The organism is Brevundimonas sp. GW821-FHT12C05, assembly GCF_058807475.1.
In genome coordinates, this window is sequence record NZ_JBXAQS010000001.1 from 1,820,702 (window position 1) to 1,836,086 (window position 15,385).

Annotated in this window: 14 protein-coding genes and 2 tRNA genes; 11 read left to right on the plus strand and 5 right to left on the minus strand. The window is 68.1% G+C overall.

Features of this window, described 5'->3' with window-relative positions; translation table 11 throughout:
* Positions 1 to 6: 6 nt before the first annotated feature.
* Positions 7 to 80 (minus strand) — tRNA-Gly (locus AC1RRF_RS08875).
* 76 nt (positions 81 to 156) lie between these two features.
* Positions 157 to 240: transfer RNA gene (locus AC1RRF_RS08880), tRNA-Tyr, on the minus strand.
* A gap of 150 nt (positions 241 to 390) precedes the next feature.
* Between AC1RRF_RS08880 and rlmB the strand changes: the two genes are divergently transcribed.
* Genes rlmB through AC1RRF_RS08900 form a run of 4 tightly spaced genes read left to right on the plus strand, consistent with a single transcriptional unit; the run spans position 391 to position 3,617 of the window.
* Positions 391 to 1,302, plus strand: coding sequence for a 23S rRNA (guanosine(2251)-2'-O)-methyltransferase RlmB (rlmB, locus tag AC1RRF_RS08885; protein ID WP_492834040.1), 912 nt, complete (start codon positions 391 to 393; stop codon positions 1,300 to 1,302).
* Positions 1,303 to 1,333: 31 nt separating this feature from the next.
* Positions 1,334 to 2,182, plus strand: coding sequence for a TerC family protein (locus AC1RRF_RS08890; RefSeq protein ID WP_492834041.1), 849 nt, complete (start codon positions 1,334 to 1,336; stop codon positions 2,180 to 2,182).
* A gap of 2 nt (positions 2,183 to 2,184) precedes the next feature.
* On the plus strand, positions 2,185 to 2,493 hold the full coding sequence (locus tag AC1RRF_RS08895) for a hypothetical protein (RefSeq protein WP_492834042.1): 309 nt from the start codon (positions 2,185 to 2,187) through the stop codon (positions 2,491 to 2,493).
* Positions 2,493 to 3,617, plus strand: coding sequence for a glutathionylspermidine synthase family protein (locus AC1RRF_RS08900; protein WP_492834043.1), 1,125 nt, complete (start codon positions 2,493 to 2,495; stop codon positions 3,615 to 3,617). The genes AC1RRF_RS08895 and AC1RRF_RS08900 overlap by 1 nt, the downstream gene beginning before the upstream one ends.
* Positions 3,618 to 3,758: 141 nt before the next feature.
* On the opposite strand, the gene AC1RRF_RS08905 is transcribed toward AC1RRF_RS08900, so the two are convergent.
* Together AC1RRF_RS08905 and metG are read right to left on the minus strand one after the other, a co-directional pair.
* Positions 3,759 to 4,148 carry a lysozyme inhibitor LprI family protein gene (locus AC1RRF_RS08905; RefSeq protein ID WP_492834044.1) on the minus strand — a complete coding sequence of 130 codons (390 nt, stop codon included), beginning with the start codon at positions 4,146 to 4,148 and terminating at the stop codon, positions 3,759 to 3,761.
* 80 nt (positions 4,149 to 4,228) lie between these two features.
* Positions 4,229 to 5,935 (minus strand): methionine--tRNA ligase, encoded by a 1,707-nt coding sequence (gene metG, locus AC1RRF_RS08910; RefSeq protein ID WP_492834045.1) that lies wholly within the window; start codon positions 5,933 to 5,935, stop codon positions 4,229 to 4,231.
* 98 nt (positions 5,936 to 6,033) lie between these two features.
* Between metG and AC1RRF_RS08915 the strand changes: the two genes are divergently transcribed.
* A complete protein-coding gene (locus AC1RRF_RS08915; protein WP_492834046.1) occupies positions 6,034 to 6,423 on the plus strand; it encodes a bleomycin resistance protein in 390 nt (129 codons plus the stop codon).
* On the opposite strand, the gene AC1RRF_RS08920 is transcribed toward AC1RRF_RS08915, so the two are convergent.
* Positions 6,389 to 7,735, minus strand: coding sequence for an MATE family efflux transporter (locus AC1RRF_RS08920; RefSeq protein ID WP_492834047.1), 1,347 nt, complete (start codon positions 7,733 to 7,735; stop codon positions 6,389 to 6,391). The genes AC1RRF_RS08915 and AC1RRF_RS08920 overlap by 35 nt on opposite strands.
* 240 nt (positions 7,736 to 7,975) lie before the next feature.
* Here AC1RRF_RS08920 and AC1RRF_RS08925 point away from each other — a divergent pair, with 240 nt between their 5' ends.
* From AC1RRF_RS08925 to AC1RRF_RS08950, 6 genes are all read left to right on the plus strand, one after another.
* Positions 7,976 to 9,568 (plus strand): carboxyl transferase domain-containing protein, encoded by a 1,593-nt coding sequence (locus tag AC1RRF_RS08925; RefSeq protein ID WP_492834048.1) that lies wholly within the window; start codon positions 7,976 to 7,978, stop codon positions 9,566 to 9,568.
* Positions 9,569 to 9,635: 67 nt separating this feature from the next.
* Positions 9,636 to 10,016, plus strand: a complete 381-nt coding sequence (locus AC1RRF_RS08930) for a hypothetical protein (RefSeq protein WP_492834049.1) — start codon at positions 9,636 to 9,638, stop codon at positions 10,014 to 10,016.
* A gap of 182 nt (positions 10,017 to 10,198) precedes the next feature.
* Positions 10,199 to 11,104: an enoyl-CoA hydratase-related protein gene (locus tag AC1RRF_RS08935; protein ID WP_492834050.1), complete on the plus strand. Its 906-nt coding sequence runs from the start codon at positions 10,199 to 10,201 to the stop codon at positions 11,102 to 11,104.
* Positions 11,105 to 11,110: 6 nt separating this feature from the next.
* On the plus strand, positions 11,111 to 12,100 hold the full coding sequence (locus AC1RRF_RS08940) for a DUF3667 domain-containing protein (protein ID WP_492834051.1): 990 nt from the start codon (positions 11,111 to 11,113) through the stop codon (positions 12,098 to 12,100).
* A 51-nt stretch (positions 12,101 to 12,151) separates the two neighbouring features.
* A complete protein-coding gene (locus AC1RRF_RS08945) occupies positions 12,152 to 13,288 on the plus strand; it encodes a DUF3667 domain-containing protein (RefSeq protein ID WP_492834052.1) in 1,137 nt (378 codons plus the stop codon).
* Between the two features lie 107 nt (positions 13,289 to 13,395).
* Positions 13,396 to 15,384: an acetyl/propionyl/methylcrotonyl-CoA carboxylase subunit alpha gene (locus tag AC1RRF_RS08950; protein ID WP_492834053.1), complete on the plus strand. Its 1,989-nt coding sequence runs from the start codon at positions 13,396 to 13,398 to the stop codon at positions 15,382 to 15,384.
* Position 15,385 lies beyond the last annotated feature (1 nt).

Below are 15,385 nucleotides of genomic sequence, written 5' to 3' on the forward strand. Positions count from 1 at the left end.
AAACCTTGGAGCGGGTAGACGGAATCGAACCGACATATTCAGCTTGGAAGGCTGCTGTACTACCATTGTACTATACCCGCACGGAGACGGCCTTAGGCCCTCAAGCCCTCGACCGCCGACCCGATATGGGGTCCGGCCCGTCGTTTTGAAAGCGCGTGGTGGGGGAAGCAGGACTCGAACCTGCGAAGCTTACGCAGGGGATTTACAGTCCCCCCCCTTTGCCGCTCGGGACATTCCCCCAAACGCGCTTTTCAAAACCGTCCGGACCATCGCGTCAGCGACCTTTCGGTCCCCGGCGCAACAAAGGCCCTCGTGATCCCGCGACGCCTGCTTTAGGAGGTGCGCCAGACCCGAAAGCCCTCAGGGCTCCAAATCGGAGGGCGTCTTATAGTGTCGAGAAATCCAGAACGCAACGACCGGAAATCGGGCAAAAAATCGGCCCCCGGAAGTAAGCCCGGCGGGCGTTTCGACGCTCCGAAGGCCGCCGGCAAGGGCGGACCCGATCGCGGCGGTTGGAACCCCAATCCGCCCGCCAAGACCTTCAGTGATTCCGCGCCGCGCGGTTCGCGCGCCAAGGCGGACGCCGATAATTTCGTCTGGGGCCGTCATCCCGTGCTGGCCGCCCTGGCCAATCCGGCCCGCAAGGGCATGGGCCGGCTGCTGGCCACGCCGGACCGCGCCGCCGAGATCGAGCGCGACCGCCTGGCCCCGCACGGCCACAAGGTCGAGGTGATCGAGCCGCAGGCGCTGGACCGGATGCTGCCCGCCGGCGCCGTGCACCAGGGCCTGGCCTTCAAGGTCACGCCGCTGGAAGGCGTGGCGCTGGAGGACATCGCCGAGAACGCGTCCGGCGTCATCGTCATGCTGGACCAGCTGACCGACCCGCAGAACGTCGGCGCCATCTTCCGCTCGGCCCTGGCCTTCGGGGCCAGGGGGATCGTGGTTCAGGACCGTCACTCCCCCGCCCTGGCCGGCGCGCTCGCGAAAGCCTCCGCCGGAGCCACCGAACGCCTGCCCTGCGCCCGGGTGACCAACCTGTCGCGCGCGCTGGAGCGGCTGGCCGACATGGGCTGGCGCGCCGTCGGGCTGGACGGCGCGGCCGAGCTGACGCTGGAACAGGCCCTGGACGCCCAGCCGACGGTGCTGGTCATGGGCTCTGAGGGCGACGGCGTCCGTCGGCTGGTGGCTGAACACTGCGAGGCCATGGCCAAGATCCCCATGCCGGGCGGATTCGAGAGCCTGAACGTCTCCAACGCGGCCGCCATCGCGCTTTATGAAGCGGTACGCAAACAGGGCGGCTGACAGGATGCCGCACCGACGCTAGAGAGCGGAAATGGAATTCTTCAGCTCTCCCGAACTGGCCTCGCAGGCGACCGCCCTGGGCCAGGTGGTCATGATGGATCTGGTGCTGGCGGGCGACAACGCCGTCGCCGTCGGCCTGGCCGCCGCCGCCCTGCCGCAGGAGCAGCGCAAGAAGGCGATCATGATCGGCCTGATCGCCGCCGTGGTCATGCGCATCGGCTTCGCCCTGATCACCGGCTGGCTGATGGGGCTGATCGGCCTGTTGCTGGCGGGCGGCCTGCTGCTGCTGTGGGTGTGCTGGAAGATGTGGCGCGAGCTGCGCGAGCAGGCGACCCACGACCAGGCCGAGGCCGAGAAGGAACTCGAGCTGGCGCTGAGCATCGAGCACGGCAAGGGCCCGTCGCCCGAGGAACTGGGCCTGAAGCGCAAGACCTTCGGCGCCGCCCTGGTCCAGATCATGATCGCCGACATCACCATGTCGCTGGACAATGTGCTGGCCGTGGCCGGCGCGGCCCACGAGCACCCGTGGATCATGGTCTTCGGCCTGGTCCTGTCGATCGGCCTGATGGGCGTGGCGGCGACCTATATCGCCAAGCTGCTGCACCGCTTCCGCTGGATCGGCTACCTGGGTCTGGTCATCGTCCTGTACGTCGCCCTGCACATGATCTGGGACGGCTACCGCGCCACCGTGGTCCGCACCCTGAACCTGGCCCAGCACAATGCCGCCATCCCCGCCTTCCTGCAGATCACGCCGAAGGAGGTGGCCAAATACTGCAAGGCGGAGTCCGGAGCCGCGCTGCGGACCTGCATGACCCAGCCGGGGGCGACGCCCGCCGACCTGCCGCCGCCGCTCGACGTTCCGGCGCAACCGGCCCACTGACCATGACGACACCGCTGAACACCGTCGTGCGCCAGCTGTCGTTCGCCACCTCGGTGGCGGCGGCCCTGTCGATCAGCGCCTGCGGGCCACAGCGACAGCAGGCCACAAACCGCGTCTGCACCGACGCCTCGGGCGCGCGCATCCCCGACCAGAACTGCCGCCGCACCGGCGGCGGGGGCGGCGGGGCCTTCTGGTATTACGGCAACCGCGCCACGGCCCGCTCCAACTACGGCGAGAAGGTTTCGGGCGGCAGCCACACCGCCCCGCGCGGCGGCTTCGGCGCCTCGGCGCGCGGCTCCTCGGGCGGCTGATGGACCGGCTGCCGCTGGCGCCCCGCCCGGACTGGCGCGAGCGGGTCGAGGCCCTGGGCCTCGTCTGGCACACCGCCGGGGACCTGCCCTACTGGAACGAGGCCGCCTGCTACCGCTTCAGCCGCCGCGAGATCCGCCAGATCGAGCAGGCCACCGAAGAGCTGTACGCCCTGTGCCTGGCCGCCGGTCAGCACATCATCGACCAGAACCTGTTCCACCGCTTCGGCATCCCCGACTTCGCCGTCCCCCTGATCCGCAAGGCCTGGGACGAGGAACCGCCAGCGCTGAACTACGGCCGGTTCGACCTCGGCTATGACGGTGTCTCGCCGCCCAAGATGTTCGAGTTCAACTGCGACACCCCCACCTCCCTGCTGGAGGCCTCGGTCATCCAGTGGGACTGGCTGGAGGCGGTCTTTCCGGGCCGGGACCAGTTCAACGGCATCCATGACGCCCTGATCGCCCGCTGGGCCGAGATCGCCCCCGCCCTTCCCCAACCGGTCCACTTCACCTGGGCCGAGGAAGGCGCGGCCGAGGACGCCGTCACTGTCGCCTATATGCGCGACGTCGCGCGCGAGGGCGGGGTCCAGAGCATCGCCCTGCCGATCGACCAGATCGAATGGACCGGCCTGCGCTTCGCCGACGCCACAGGCGCGCCGATCCGCTCCCTGTTCCACCTCTATCCGTGGGAATGGCTGATCAACGAGGACTACGGCTCGCGCATCGTCCATTCGCCGACGGTCTGGATCGAGCCGATCTGGAAGATGATCTGGTCGAACAAAGCCCTGCTGCCGATCCTGTGGGAGTTGTTCCCCAACCACCCGAACCTGCTGGAGGCGTCGTTCGAGCCCCTGCCCGGCGACCATGCCCGCAAGCCGATCCTGGCCCGCGAGGGCGCCAACATCTCCATCGTCAGGGACGGCAAGGTGGTCGAGGCCACGGGCGGCGACTATGGCGAGGAAGGCTTCGTCTGGCAGCGCCTCTACGACCTGCCTGAGTTCGTCGGCCAGCACCCGGTCATCGGCAGCTGGATCGTCGACGGTTCAGCCGTCGGCATGGGCGTGCGCGAGGCCGGGCTGATCACCGGCAATACGGCCCGCTTCGTGCCGCATATGATCGAGGACTGAAGGCTTCGCCTTACCCATCCTGCGTCAGGGCCGTACGCGCCCCCAGCGCCGGATCGGCGCCGACGGCGTGTTCGGTCGGGCTCGAAGGGCCAGAGCGATCATCGTGATCACGAGGGACGTTCAACGGGCCGGTCAGGAAAATCAGCGGCCGAGATATCTGTTCTCGAAATCGCGAAGCTGGCGATTGCGGTCTTCAAGGTGGGTAATCTCGCAATCCAGAGCGTCCAGGGCGAAGGCTCCGCCGTCGCCGAACAGGGCCTCGCCGGCCCCGCAGTCCGCTATGGCGAAAGCGTTCCAGTGAGACTGAGCCTCGCTCAACGCCAGTTTCGCCTCTCGTGGTTCAACGCCGTCATCCGCCGAAAGAGCATCCAGCGCCCGGTTGATCCGCGACAGGATCACGCCCTGTTCAGCCTTCGCCCGGTCGCGCGCGTCCGCGTAGCAGCCCGTCATCTCAAGCTGACCGCCGACATCGGCGCAGGCGTCCTGCGCGGCGAGAACGCCCACGGACAGAAGAATGGCAAGCAAGGGCATTCGAACACTTCCTCAGACGTCCCGCACGATCGCCGGTGAGCCGCTCGAAGGTCAATGCATCGAAGCGACGCCGGGCGTTATCAGCCCTCCGCGCCGCCGAAGCGCGCGCTCCATTCGGCGACCTGCTCGTCCTCGATCTTGGCGAACAGGACGCTGGCGGCGGCGACCGGGCGACCGACCGGCACGGCGGCCAGCAGGTCCTCGTTCGCCGACGGCCACGACAGGTCGGTCGAGCCGACGCTGGCGGCGATCTTCTCCGCCGACGCCGGGATGACCGGCGCGGCCAGGCGGGCGAACAGGGCGACCAGGTTCAGGGCGAAGCGGGTGGCGGTGGCGGCGCGTTCCGGATCGGTCTTGAAGGCCGTCCAGGGCGCCGCGACCTGCAGATACTCATTGCCCAGCACCCACAGGGCGCGGATCGATTGCGCCGCCTTGCGGAACTCCATGTCTTCCAGATTGGCCGTCGCCTCGGCGATGCCGCCCTTCAGCTGGGCCAAGAAGGACTGCTCGACCTCGGTCAGGGCGCCGCCCTCGGGCGTGACGCCCTCGAACTTGCTCTCGGTGAACTTGACGATCCGGTTGACGAAATTGCCCAGCACGTCGGCCAGGTCCTTGTTCGTCGTCGACTGGAACTGCTCCCAGGTGAAGGCCGCGTCCGAATGCTCCGGGCCGTAGGCCGTCAGGTGCCAGCGCCAGTAGTCGGCGGGCAGGAGTTCCAGCGCCTGGTCCATGAAGACGCCGCGCTTCTGGCTGGTCGAGAACTTGCCGCCATACCAGTTCAGCCAGTTGAAGGCCTTCAGGGTGTCGACCGTCTTCCACGGTTCGCCCGAGCCCAGGATGGTGGCCGGGAAGCTGACGGTGTGGAAGGCGACGTTGTCCTTGCCCATGAACTGGACGTAGCGGACGTCGTCCGCGCCTTCGTCGGTCCGCCACCAGTCGCGCCAGGTCCCGCCGTTGGCGTCGGCCCACTCTTCCGTGGCGCCGATGTATTCGATCGGGGCGTCGAACCAGACGTAGAAGACCTTGCCCTCCATGCCCGGGCGCGGCCCGCCGTCGGGTCCGACCACCGGCACGCCCCACTTCAGGTCGCGGGTGATGCCCCGGTCGATCAAGCCTTCGTCGAGGTGTTTGTAGGCGATGGACCTGGCCAGGGTCTGCCAGTCGGTCTTGGTCCCGATCCAGTCGCGGATCGGCTGCTCTAGCTTCGTCTGCAGCAGATAGAGGTGGCGGGTGTCGCGCACCTCCAGGTTCCGCGAGCCCGAGACCGCCGAATAGGGATCGATCAGGTCTGTCGGGTCCAGCAGTCGCCCGCAGTTGTCGCACTGGTCCCCGCGCGCCTTTTCATAGGCGCAGTGCGGACAGGTGCCTTCGACATAGCGGTCCGGAAGGAAGCGGGCGTCGTCGACGGAATAGATCATCCGGTCGACCCGCTCCTCGATCAGGCCCCGCTCCTCCAGCACCTTGGCGAAATGCTGGGTCAGGCGGCGGTTGGGGTCATTGGAGGACCGGCCGAACCAGTCGTAGCTCAGGCCGAACGACTCGCCGGCGGCCTTCTGGATCTCATGCTGCTCGTCGCAATAGGCGCGCACGTCCTGCCCGGCGGCGGCGGCGGCCAGCTCGGCCGGGGTGCCGTGTTCGTCGGTGGCGCAGATGTAGAGGACCTCATGGCCCTGGGCGCGCTTGAACCGCGCATAGACATCCGCCGGCAGCATCGACCCCGCCAGATTCCCCAGATGCTTGATGCCGTTGATGTAGGGCAGCGCCGAGGTGATGAGGATGCGGGCCATGGTGTTCCGGGAGTCTGGGGAGGCGACGGATATAGAGGGCCGGGCCGCGGACGTCACCTCAGCTATGTGATTAGAGGCCGCCGGTGTAAATTCCGGGCATGGCCATCATCCCCACCGTCAAATGCAGCGACATCCTCCGCTCGGTCGGCTTCTACACCGGCGTGCTGGATTTCGAAGTGCGCCGCGAGTGGTCCGAACTGACGGATCCGGGGTTCGCCTGGCTGACCCGGGACGGCGAGGTGCTGAACCTGTCCAGCCACCGGGGCGACGGCGTCTTCGGCCAGGCCATCGTGGTCGAGGTCGCCGGGATCGACGCCCTGTTCGAGGCCTTTCGGGCCCGCGGCCTGGACCCGTCCGGCAAGCCGGACTCGCCGGTCCACCAGGGTCCGCTGGATCAGACCTGGGGCACGCGCGAATTCTACGTCGACGACCCGGACGGCAATACGCTGCGCTTCACAGAACGTGCGGCAGCCGTCGCGCGACCCTGAGGAACCGACCCGTCAGCAAGGCGCCCGAGACCAGGCTGGCGATGATCACCGCCCACACCAGTCCGTCCACCCCGATCCTGTGCGCCAGCACCCAGCCCAGCGGCATCATGATCGCGCCGTAGGACAGGAAGTGCATGATCGTCGGCCACCAGACGTCGCCCGCGGCGCGGTTGGCCTGGGCCGCCACCACCTGGATGCCGTCCGCCACGAAGAACAGGGTGGCCAGCACCAGCGCCGGTCCGGCGATCGCGATCAGGGCCGGATCGGCCGTATAGGCGCCCACCACCACCGTGGCCGTCGGCCAGATGACCAGGGCCACGATCAGGGTCAGCACCGCGACCACGCCGATGCCCGCCAGGCCGGCGCGCATCACGCCCGCCCGGTCCTGCGCGCCGTACGCCCGTCCGACCAGCACCGCCGTCGCCGACGACAGCCCCATCGGCAGCATGAAGACGATCGCCGACATATTGATCACGATGGCCCAGCTGGCGGTCTCATTGGTCCCCAGCATGCCGGCGATCAGGGTCATGGCCGCGAAGGCCCCGACCTCGATGAAGTTCGACGCGCCGGCGCCCAGGCCGACCTTGACCTGTTCGCGCTCGACCGCGCGATCGCGCGCCGGCTTGGTCCACAGGTTCCAGGTCTTCGCCTCGGGCAGGCGCAGGATGTAGATCACCAGGAACACGGCCAGCGCCGTCCGCGCGCCGAACGTCGCCCAGGCCGAGGCGACGGCCCCGTCGACGCCCAGCCCCAGCAGGTCGGGCACCAGCAGCAGGTTCAGGCCGATGTTGACGCCGTTGGCCACCCACATGGCCCACATGCCCGGCTTGGGCTTGGACAGCCCTTCCAGGAAGAACTGCCCGGCGATCGAGATCAGATAGGCGGGCATGGACAGGGCGAAGACCACCAGCGGTCCGGAGGCGCCCTCGCCGAGGCCTTCGCCGAACTGGACGTTCTGCATGACCCAGGGGCCGAACACCGCCAGGGCCAGCATGGCGGCGACGCCGATCTGAATGGCGTAGACGACGCCGCGCCGCAGGACCGCGCCGATCTCGGCATGCCGCCCCTCGCCGCGCAGGCGGGCCGTCAGGATCTGCACCCCCATCATCAAGCCGACCGCCGTGGTCAGCACCACCGACGACGGGGCCCAGGCCAGCGAGTGATAGGCCAGTTCGCGCGACGCATAGTGGCCGACCACGATCGCGTCGGTCAGCCCCATGGTCATGATGCCGATACGCGCCAGCACCACCGGCCAGGCGAGGTTCAGCAGGTCTTTCAGGGTGGCGCGGGTCTGGGGGCTGAGCACGGTCATGGGACGCGCGACAGGCCACGGGGGACAGTGAAGGTCAACCCGGGTTGAGGCAGGGGTGGCATAAGGAGGGCTTCTCCCTCCCCCTCATGGGGAGGGTGGCCGAGCGCAGCGAGGTCGGGTGGGGAGCGGCCGCACAGTTCCCCACCCTGTCGTCGCTGACGCGCCGACATCCCTCCCCACTTCGGGGGGAGGGAGAACGCCCCGCTTCCCCCTGCCCGCGAAGCCGCCTAAACCTCCCGCATGCCCAAGCTGACGTCCGCCATCGATCCTCACAGCGCCGCCTTCAAGGCGCTCGACGCCCACAACCGCGCCCTGCGCGACGAGCTTTACGAGAAGGTGGCCAAAGCCGGCCGCGGCGGCTCCGACGCCAGCCGCGACCGCCACGTCTCGCGCGGCAAGCTCCTGCCCCGCGACCGGGTCGAGCGTCTGCTGGACCCCGGCTCGCCCTTCCTGGAGGTCGGCCAGCTGGCCGCCGGCGGCATGTATAAGGATGAGGCCCCCGGCGCGGGCATGATCTGCGGCGTCGGCCGTGTCTCGGGCCGCGAGGTCATGATCGTCGCCAACGACCCGACGGTGAAGGGCGGCGCCTACTTCCCCATGACTGTGAAAAAGCACCTGCGGGCGCAGGAAATCGCCGAGCAGAACAACCTGCCCTGCGTCTATCTGGTCGATTCCGGCGGTGCCAACCTGCCGCACCAGGCCGAGGTCTTCCCCGACCGCGACCACTTCGGCCGCATCTTCTTCAACCAGGCCCGGATGAGCGCGAAGTCGATCCCCCAGATCGCCTGTGTCATGGGCTCCTGCACCGCCGGCGGCGCCTATGTGCCGGCCATGTCCGACGAGACCGTCATCGTCCGCAACCAGGGCACCATCTTCCTGGCCGGCCCGCCGCTGGTGAAGGCCGCCACGGGCGAGGTCATCTCCGCCGAGGAGCTGGGCGGGGCCGAGACCCACGGCCGCAAGTCGGGCGTGGTCGACCACGTCGCCGAAAACGATGAACACGCGCTGGAGATCGTCCGCTCGATCGTGGCCAACCTGAACACGGTGAAGACCGTGGCGCTGGACGTGCGCGAGCCGCGCGCCCCCGCGCTCGATCCGGAACAGCTGTACGGCATCATCCCCGACGACGTGCGCGCCCCCTATGACGTCCGCGAGGTCATCGCCCGCATCGTCGACGGCTCCGAGCTGGACGAGTTCAAGGCCCTGTACGGCACCAGCCTGGTCTGCGGCTTCGCCCGCATCTGGGGCTATCCGGTCGCCATCCTGGCCAACAACGGCGTCCTGTTCAGCGAAAGCGCCCAGAAGGGCGCCCACTTCATCGAACTGGCCTGCAAGCGGAAGATCCCGCTGCTGTTCCTGCAGAACATCTCGGGCTTCATGGTCGGCGGCAAATACGAGGCCGAGGGCATCGCCAAGCACGGCGCCAAGCTGGTCACCGCCGTCGCCTCGGCCGAGGTGCCCAAATTCACCGTCCTGATCGGCGGCAGCTTCGGCGCCGGCAACTACGGCATGTGCGGCCGCGCCTACAGCCCACGCTTCCTCTTCACCTGGCCCAATAGCCGGATCAGCGTCATGGGCGGCGAGCAGGCCGCTTCGGTCCTCGCCACCGTCCACCGCGACGCCGACACCTGGACACCCGAGGAGGCCGAGGCCTTCAAGGCCCCGGTCCGACAGAAATACGAGGACGAGGGCAACCCCTACTACGCCACCGCCCGCCTGTGGGACGACGGCGTCATCGACCCGGCCCAGACGCGGGACGTGCTCGGCCTGGCCATCTCCGCCTCGCTCAACGCCCCGATTCCGGACACGACGTTCGGCGTGTTCCGGATGTGATGGGGTTTCCTTCTCCCCCGGGGGAGAAGGATCCTGTTTGGCGCGTTACCGCATCAAAGGAGTCGCGATGATCCCTCTGACCGCCCTGATCGCGCTGTCGCTGTCAGCCCCCGCCGTCCAGGCCCAGGAGCCACAGCCCGCCATTCCCGAGCGCTTCCACGGCGACTGGAGCAGCGACCTGTCGAAATGCGGGGACCGTGAAAGCGGCCTGAACCTCAGCATCGACGCGGGTTTCATCACCTATTTCGAGGCGGGCGACACGGTCCTCGCCGTCCGCCCGGCCGAACTTGGCGGCGTCAACGTCCACGTCCGGTATGAGGACTTCGAGGGGACGGAGGAGGAATACCGCACCCTGATCCTCTCCGACGACCGCCAGACGCTCACCTTCACCTACGGCGACGGCCCTGACTGGGTCGTGCACCGCTGCCCGGCGAAGGCGGAGAACTGACCTGTTATCGTTGCCTTCTGCCCTCGGGGGAGAAGGTGGCCCAAAGGGCCGCAACATTCTTCTGGACGCGATCCGCCTTCGGGCGGCAGAGATGCGGCCATAGTCCCCCTCATCCGGACGGCTTCGCCGCCCACCTTCTTCCCCGAGGGGAGAAGGGTCACGTTTGAAGCGTTGAAAGTCCCATGACCGACAAGAAGCCCGAAGAGACTCAACCCGAAGACGCCCTCGACATCACCGACGCCGAGGCCGCCGAGATCAACGCTATCGTCCATCCGCTGGTGGCCGATCCGGCGCCGGACGCCAATGACGACCTGGTGCAGATCGACTCGACCGCCGACGGCGTGGTCTTCGTCACCATCAACCGGCCCGAGAAGCGCAACGCCTTCGACGCCGCTGTCATCGGCGCCCTGCATGAGGCGTTCGAGACCCTGCACGGCGCCGACCATGTCCGCGTGGTCTTCGTGCGTGGCGCGGGCGGCACCTTCAGCGCCGGCGCCGACCTGGGCTGGATGGGCGACGCCGCGAACTGGAGCGAAAGCGACAACCGGGACGACGCCATGGGCCTGGCCAAGATGCTCAAGGCCCTGCACGACGTTCCGGCCCTGACCTGCGCCATCGTCGAGGGCTCGGCCATGGGCGGCGGGGCCGGTATCGTGGCCGCCTGCGACATGGCGGTGGCCGTCGAGGGCGCCCGCTTCGCCTTCTCCGAGGTCAAGCTGGGCCTGATCCCGGCGACCATCGCCCCCTATGTGGTCGAGGCCATCGGCGCCCGTCGCGCGCGCCAGCTGTTCCTGACCGCCAACATCTTCGATGCCGACTACGCCGCCCACGCGGGCCTGATCGACCTGGTCCTGCCCGAGGGGTCGGTGGACGAGTTCATCTCCATGCTGACCGACAGCCTCAGCGCCAACGCGCCCGGCGCCATGGGCGACGCGAAGCGGCTGGTCCACTACGTCTCCGGCCACAAGATCGACGGCGGCCTGATGGACGAGACCGCCAAGCGCATCGCGCGCGCCCGCGTCTCGGAAGAGGGCCAGGAGGGCGTCCGCGCCTTCCTCGACAAGCGCAAACCCAAATGGGCTGAGTAAGAGATCATGACGGCGGGGGCGGTCGCGGCGGAGAAGCCGAAACGGGTGCGCAAGACGAAGCCGAAAGGCCCGATCTGCGCCAATTGCGAGACCGAGATGGTCGGCGCCTTCTGTCACGCGTGCGGGCAGAAAGCCCACCTGCACGACAAGCTGAAACACCTCGTCGAGGAGTTCGCCGAGGGCATCGCCCATTTCGACGGCCGCCTGTGGCGCACCCTGCCCCTGCTCGCCTTCAACCCGGGCAAGCTGAGCCGCGAATGGATGGCCGGGCGCCGGGCGCGCTATGTCGCGCCGCTGCACCTGTTCCTGTTCGCGGTCTTCCTGCTGTTTCTGTTCCCGAACTTCACCGGGCGGCACATGCTCAACCTCGGGGGCCTGGCCGAGGCCGAGCCGGGCCCGGCCCACACAGCGGCGGTCCCCAACAGCACAGAGGCCAAGAGCGCGGAGGCCAAGAGCGCGGAGGATGGCCGCGAGACCGGCTTCTGGGTCGACAATCCCGACGGCACCCGCACCGCCGTCGATCCCGCCGATCCCGAGGCCCTTCGGCGCGAGCTGGGGCTGAACGGTCCGGTGGCCGGGCTCTTCGACCTGCTGGCCAAGCTGCGCAAGAACCCCGAGTACTACGGCTACAAGATCGAGAGTCTCAGCTACAAGCTGTCGTTCGTGACGGTGCCGATCTCGGTCGCCATCCTGTGGCTGATGTTCGCCTGGCGGCGGCGGTTCAGCCTGTATCACCACGCAGTCGTCGCCCTGTACGGCCTCGGCTTCCTGGCCCTGTTGAGCGCCCTGGCCAGCCTGCTTCCGACCTTCCTCACCGGCCTGGCGACCTTCCTCATCATGGTCGCCGCCTTCGTCCACGCCACCGTGCATCTGAAGGGGGCCTACGGCAGCGGATGGGTCCAGTCGGTGCTGCGGGCGTTGACCCTGAGCGTCCTCACCCTGCTCGCCTTCACCGCCTTCCTGATGTCCGTGATGTTTCTGGGCCTTTCCGGCTAGGCTTGCTGACCCTAGAACTCCGTCAGTCGAGTAGAATCGGACGGGGGGATCATGTCGGGTGAACTGGAAACGGCGGGTCTCGCCTCGGCCGGCGGCTGGCTGAAGTGGAGGCGCGAGCACGCGGACATTCCGCCCGGCACGCCCTGCGCCAACTGCCAGACGCCGCTGATCGGACCGCACTGTCATGAGTGCGGCCAGCTGGCCGAGGACTTCCACAAGTCGATCTGGAAACTGACCGTCGAGGCGGTCGAGAGCCTGCTGCACCTGGATGGCCGCCTGTTCTCGACCCTGCCCGACCTGCTGCGCCGCCCCGGCAAGCTGACCCGCGAGTATCTGGAGGGCAAGCGCGCCTCCCAGGTCGCGCCCTTCCGCATGTTCCTGGTCATCCTGCTGGTCGCCTTCTTCGTCGGCCACGCCGCCATGAAGGCGGGCGCGGACAAACACGAAGCGGCGGAAGGCCACGGCGGCGAGGCGGCCTCGACCCAGACCCACGGCGCCGCCACAGCGGACGCCGACGACGCGAACCACCGAAACATCACGCCGGGCAGCGAGGCCGCCAAGGCTTACGAGGCCGAGGTCATGGCCGATCCGGACCTGAGCGAAGTCGAGAAGCGCACTCAGATCGCCGCCGCGCGCGGGGATTGGGCCGCCTTCGGCCGCAATCTGGCCGAGGACGTCTCGGCCCAGACCAAGGCGGGCGCCGACGCGGCGCCGAAAATGGCCGACACCGCCGACGCCGAGAAAATCCGTGATCTGGATCACTGGTTCAACTCGCGTATGGAGCAGGTGCGTCAGGACCCGGCGCGCTTCGCCTTGATCCTCGAGATTTGGGCCCACCGGGTCGCCATCCTGGCCCTGCCGGTCTCGGCCCTGATGCTGACCATTCTGTTCGTCTTCAACCGCCGCTTCTATGTCTTCGACCACGTCATCTTCTCGATGCACTCGCTGTCGTTCCAACTGCTGCTGCTGATCGTGATCATGGCGCTGGGCATCCTGACGCCCTGGGCCTGGTGGCTGCTGCTGCTCTCCCCGGTGCACCTCTTCATCCACATGAAGGGCGCCTACCAGCGCAGCACCATCGGCACGCTGGCGCGGATGTTCGTGCTGTGGAATCTGACCACGGTGACATTCGCCATCCTGGCCATCCTGTGGCTCTACCTCGGCTTCAACGAGATGGCGGGGCACTAGGAGTGGCGAGTATTGAGTGGCGAGTGACGAGGATGTGCGTCACGGCTTGAAGCGTTCCGGCGCACTCGCCACTCGCCACCCGCCACTCGCCACTCTAAGAAACCCCCATGTTCAAATCCGTCCTGGTCGCCAATCGTGGCGAGATCGCCTGCCGCGTCTTCCGCACCGCCAAGCGGATGGGGATTCGCACGATCGCAGTCTATTCCGAAGCCGACGCGAACGCCCTGCACGTGCGCGAGGCCGACGAGGCCGTCCTGATCGGCCCCGCCGCCGCGCGGGAGTCCTATCTGGTCGCCGAAAAGGTGCTGGCCGCCGCCAAGGAAACCGGCGCCGAAGCCATCCACCCCGGCTACGGCTTCCTGTCCGAGAACGCCGACTTCGCCGAGGCCGTCATGGCCGCCGGCATCGTCTGGATCGGCCCGCAGCCGTCCTCGATCCGCGCCATGGGCCTGAAGGACGCCGCCAAGAAGCTGATGATCGAGGCCGGCGTGCCCGTCACGCCCGGCTACCAGGGCGAGGACCAGTCCGACGAAACCCTGACCGCCGAGGCCAACAAGATCGGCTTCCCCGTCCTGATCAAGGCCGTCGCCGGCGGCGGCGGCAAGGGCATGAAGAAGGTCGACCGGGCCGAGGACTTCGCGGATGGGCTCGCTTCCGCCCGTCGCGAGGGCCAGTCCTCCTTCGGCGACCCGCGCGTCCTGATCGAAAGCTACATCACCCGCCCGCGCCACATCGAGGTGCAGATCTTCGGCGACAGCCATGGCGAGGTCGTCCACCTGCATGAGCGCGACTGCTCCCTGCAGCGTCGCCACCAGAAGGTGATCGAGGAGGCTCCGGCCCCCGGCATGGACGCGGCTACCCGCAAGGCCGTCACCGACGCCGCCGTCCGCGCCGCCAAGGCCGTGAACTACCAGGGCGCCGGCACCATCGAATTCATCGCCGACGCCTCCGACGGCCTCAAGGCCGACCGCATCTGGTTCATGGAGATGAACACCCGGCTCCAGGTCGAGCACCCGGTCACCGAAAGCATCACCGGCGTCGACCTAGTCGAATGGCAGTTCCGCGTCGCCGCCGGGGAACCCGTGCCGCTGAAGCAGGCCGACATCCCGATGAACGGCTGGGCCATGGAAGCCCGCCTCTACGCCGAGGACCCGGCCCACGGCTTCCTGCCGAGCATCGGCCGGCTGGATCACTTCGTCATGCCGGAAGACATCCGCGTCGACACCGGCGTGATGCAGGGCGGCGAGGTCAGCCAATTCTACGACCCCATGATCGCCAAGCTGATCGTGCACGAGGATACCCGCGAGGACGCCGCCGAAGCACTCGCCGACGCCGCCGCTCAGGTCGAGGTCTGGCCGGTCAAGACCAACGCCGGCTTCCTGGTCCGCTGCCTGGAGCATCCGCGCTTCGTGGCGGGCGATGTCGACACGGGGTTCATTGCCGCGGAGGAAGCGGCTCTCGTCCCCACCTCCCCGTCCTCGCGGACCACCGCCGCCGCCCTGGCCATTGTCGGCCTGCGCGCCGATGACGCTTTGCGGACCAATGAGCTGTCGCCCTGGACTGACGGCCTGTTCGCCTTCCGGATGAACGGAGAGTCCCGGACCCCGGTCGTGCTCTACCGCGACGGCGAAAGCGTTCAGGCGAACCTGTGGGGCGTCCATGGCGAAGGCCCTCCGCGTCATTCGACCTTTGATGTCGAGTTCGGAGACGAGGCCTTCCAGGTGATCGGAACGCCCGACTACGTCTTCATCGACGGCGCGCAGATCTCAGGCGCGAACACGGGGGACGGCCGTATCGTCGTCTTTGAAGATGGCGACGCTTTCGAATTCCTGCCGCGATTGACCGGTTCCGCCTCCGGCCCCGCCTCCGACGGCTCGCTTCGCGCGCCCATGCCCGGCAAGATTGTCGCCGCCCCGGCCATCGCGGGCGACACGGTCGCCAAGGGCGCGCCTGTCGTGGTGCTGGAAGCCATGAAGATGGAGCACGCCCTGGTCGCTCCGTTCGACGGCGTGGTCGAAAGCGTCTCAGTCGCCGTCGGCGAACAGGTCGGCGAGGGCGTGGTTCTGGCCGTCGTGAAGGCGGCCGCCGAGGCCTGAC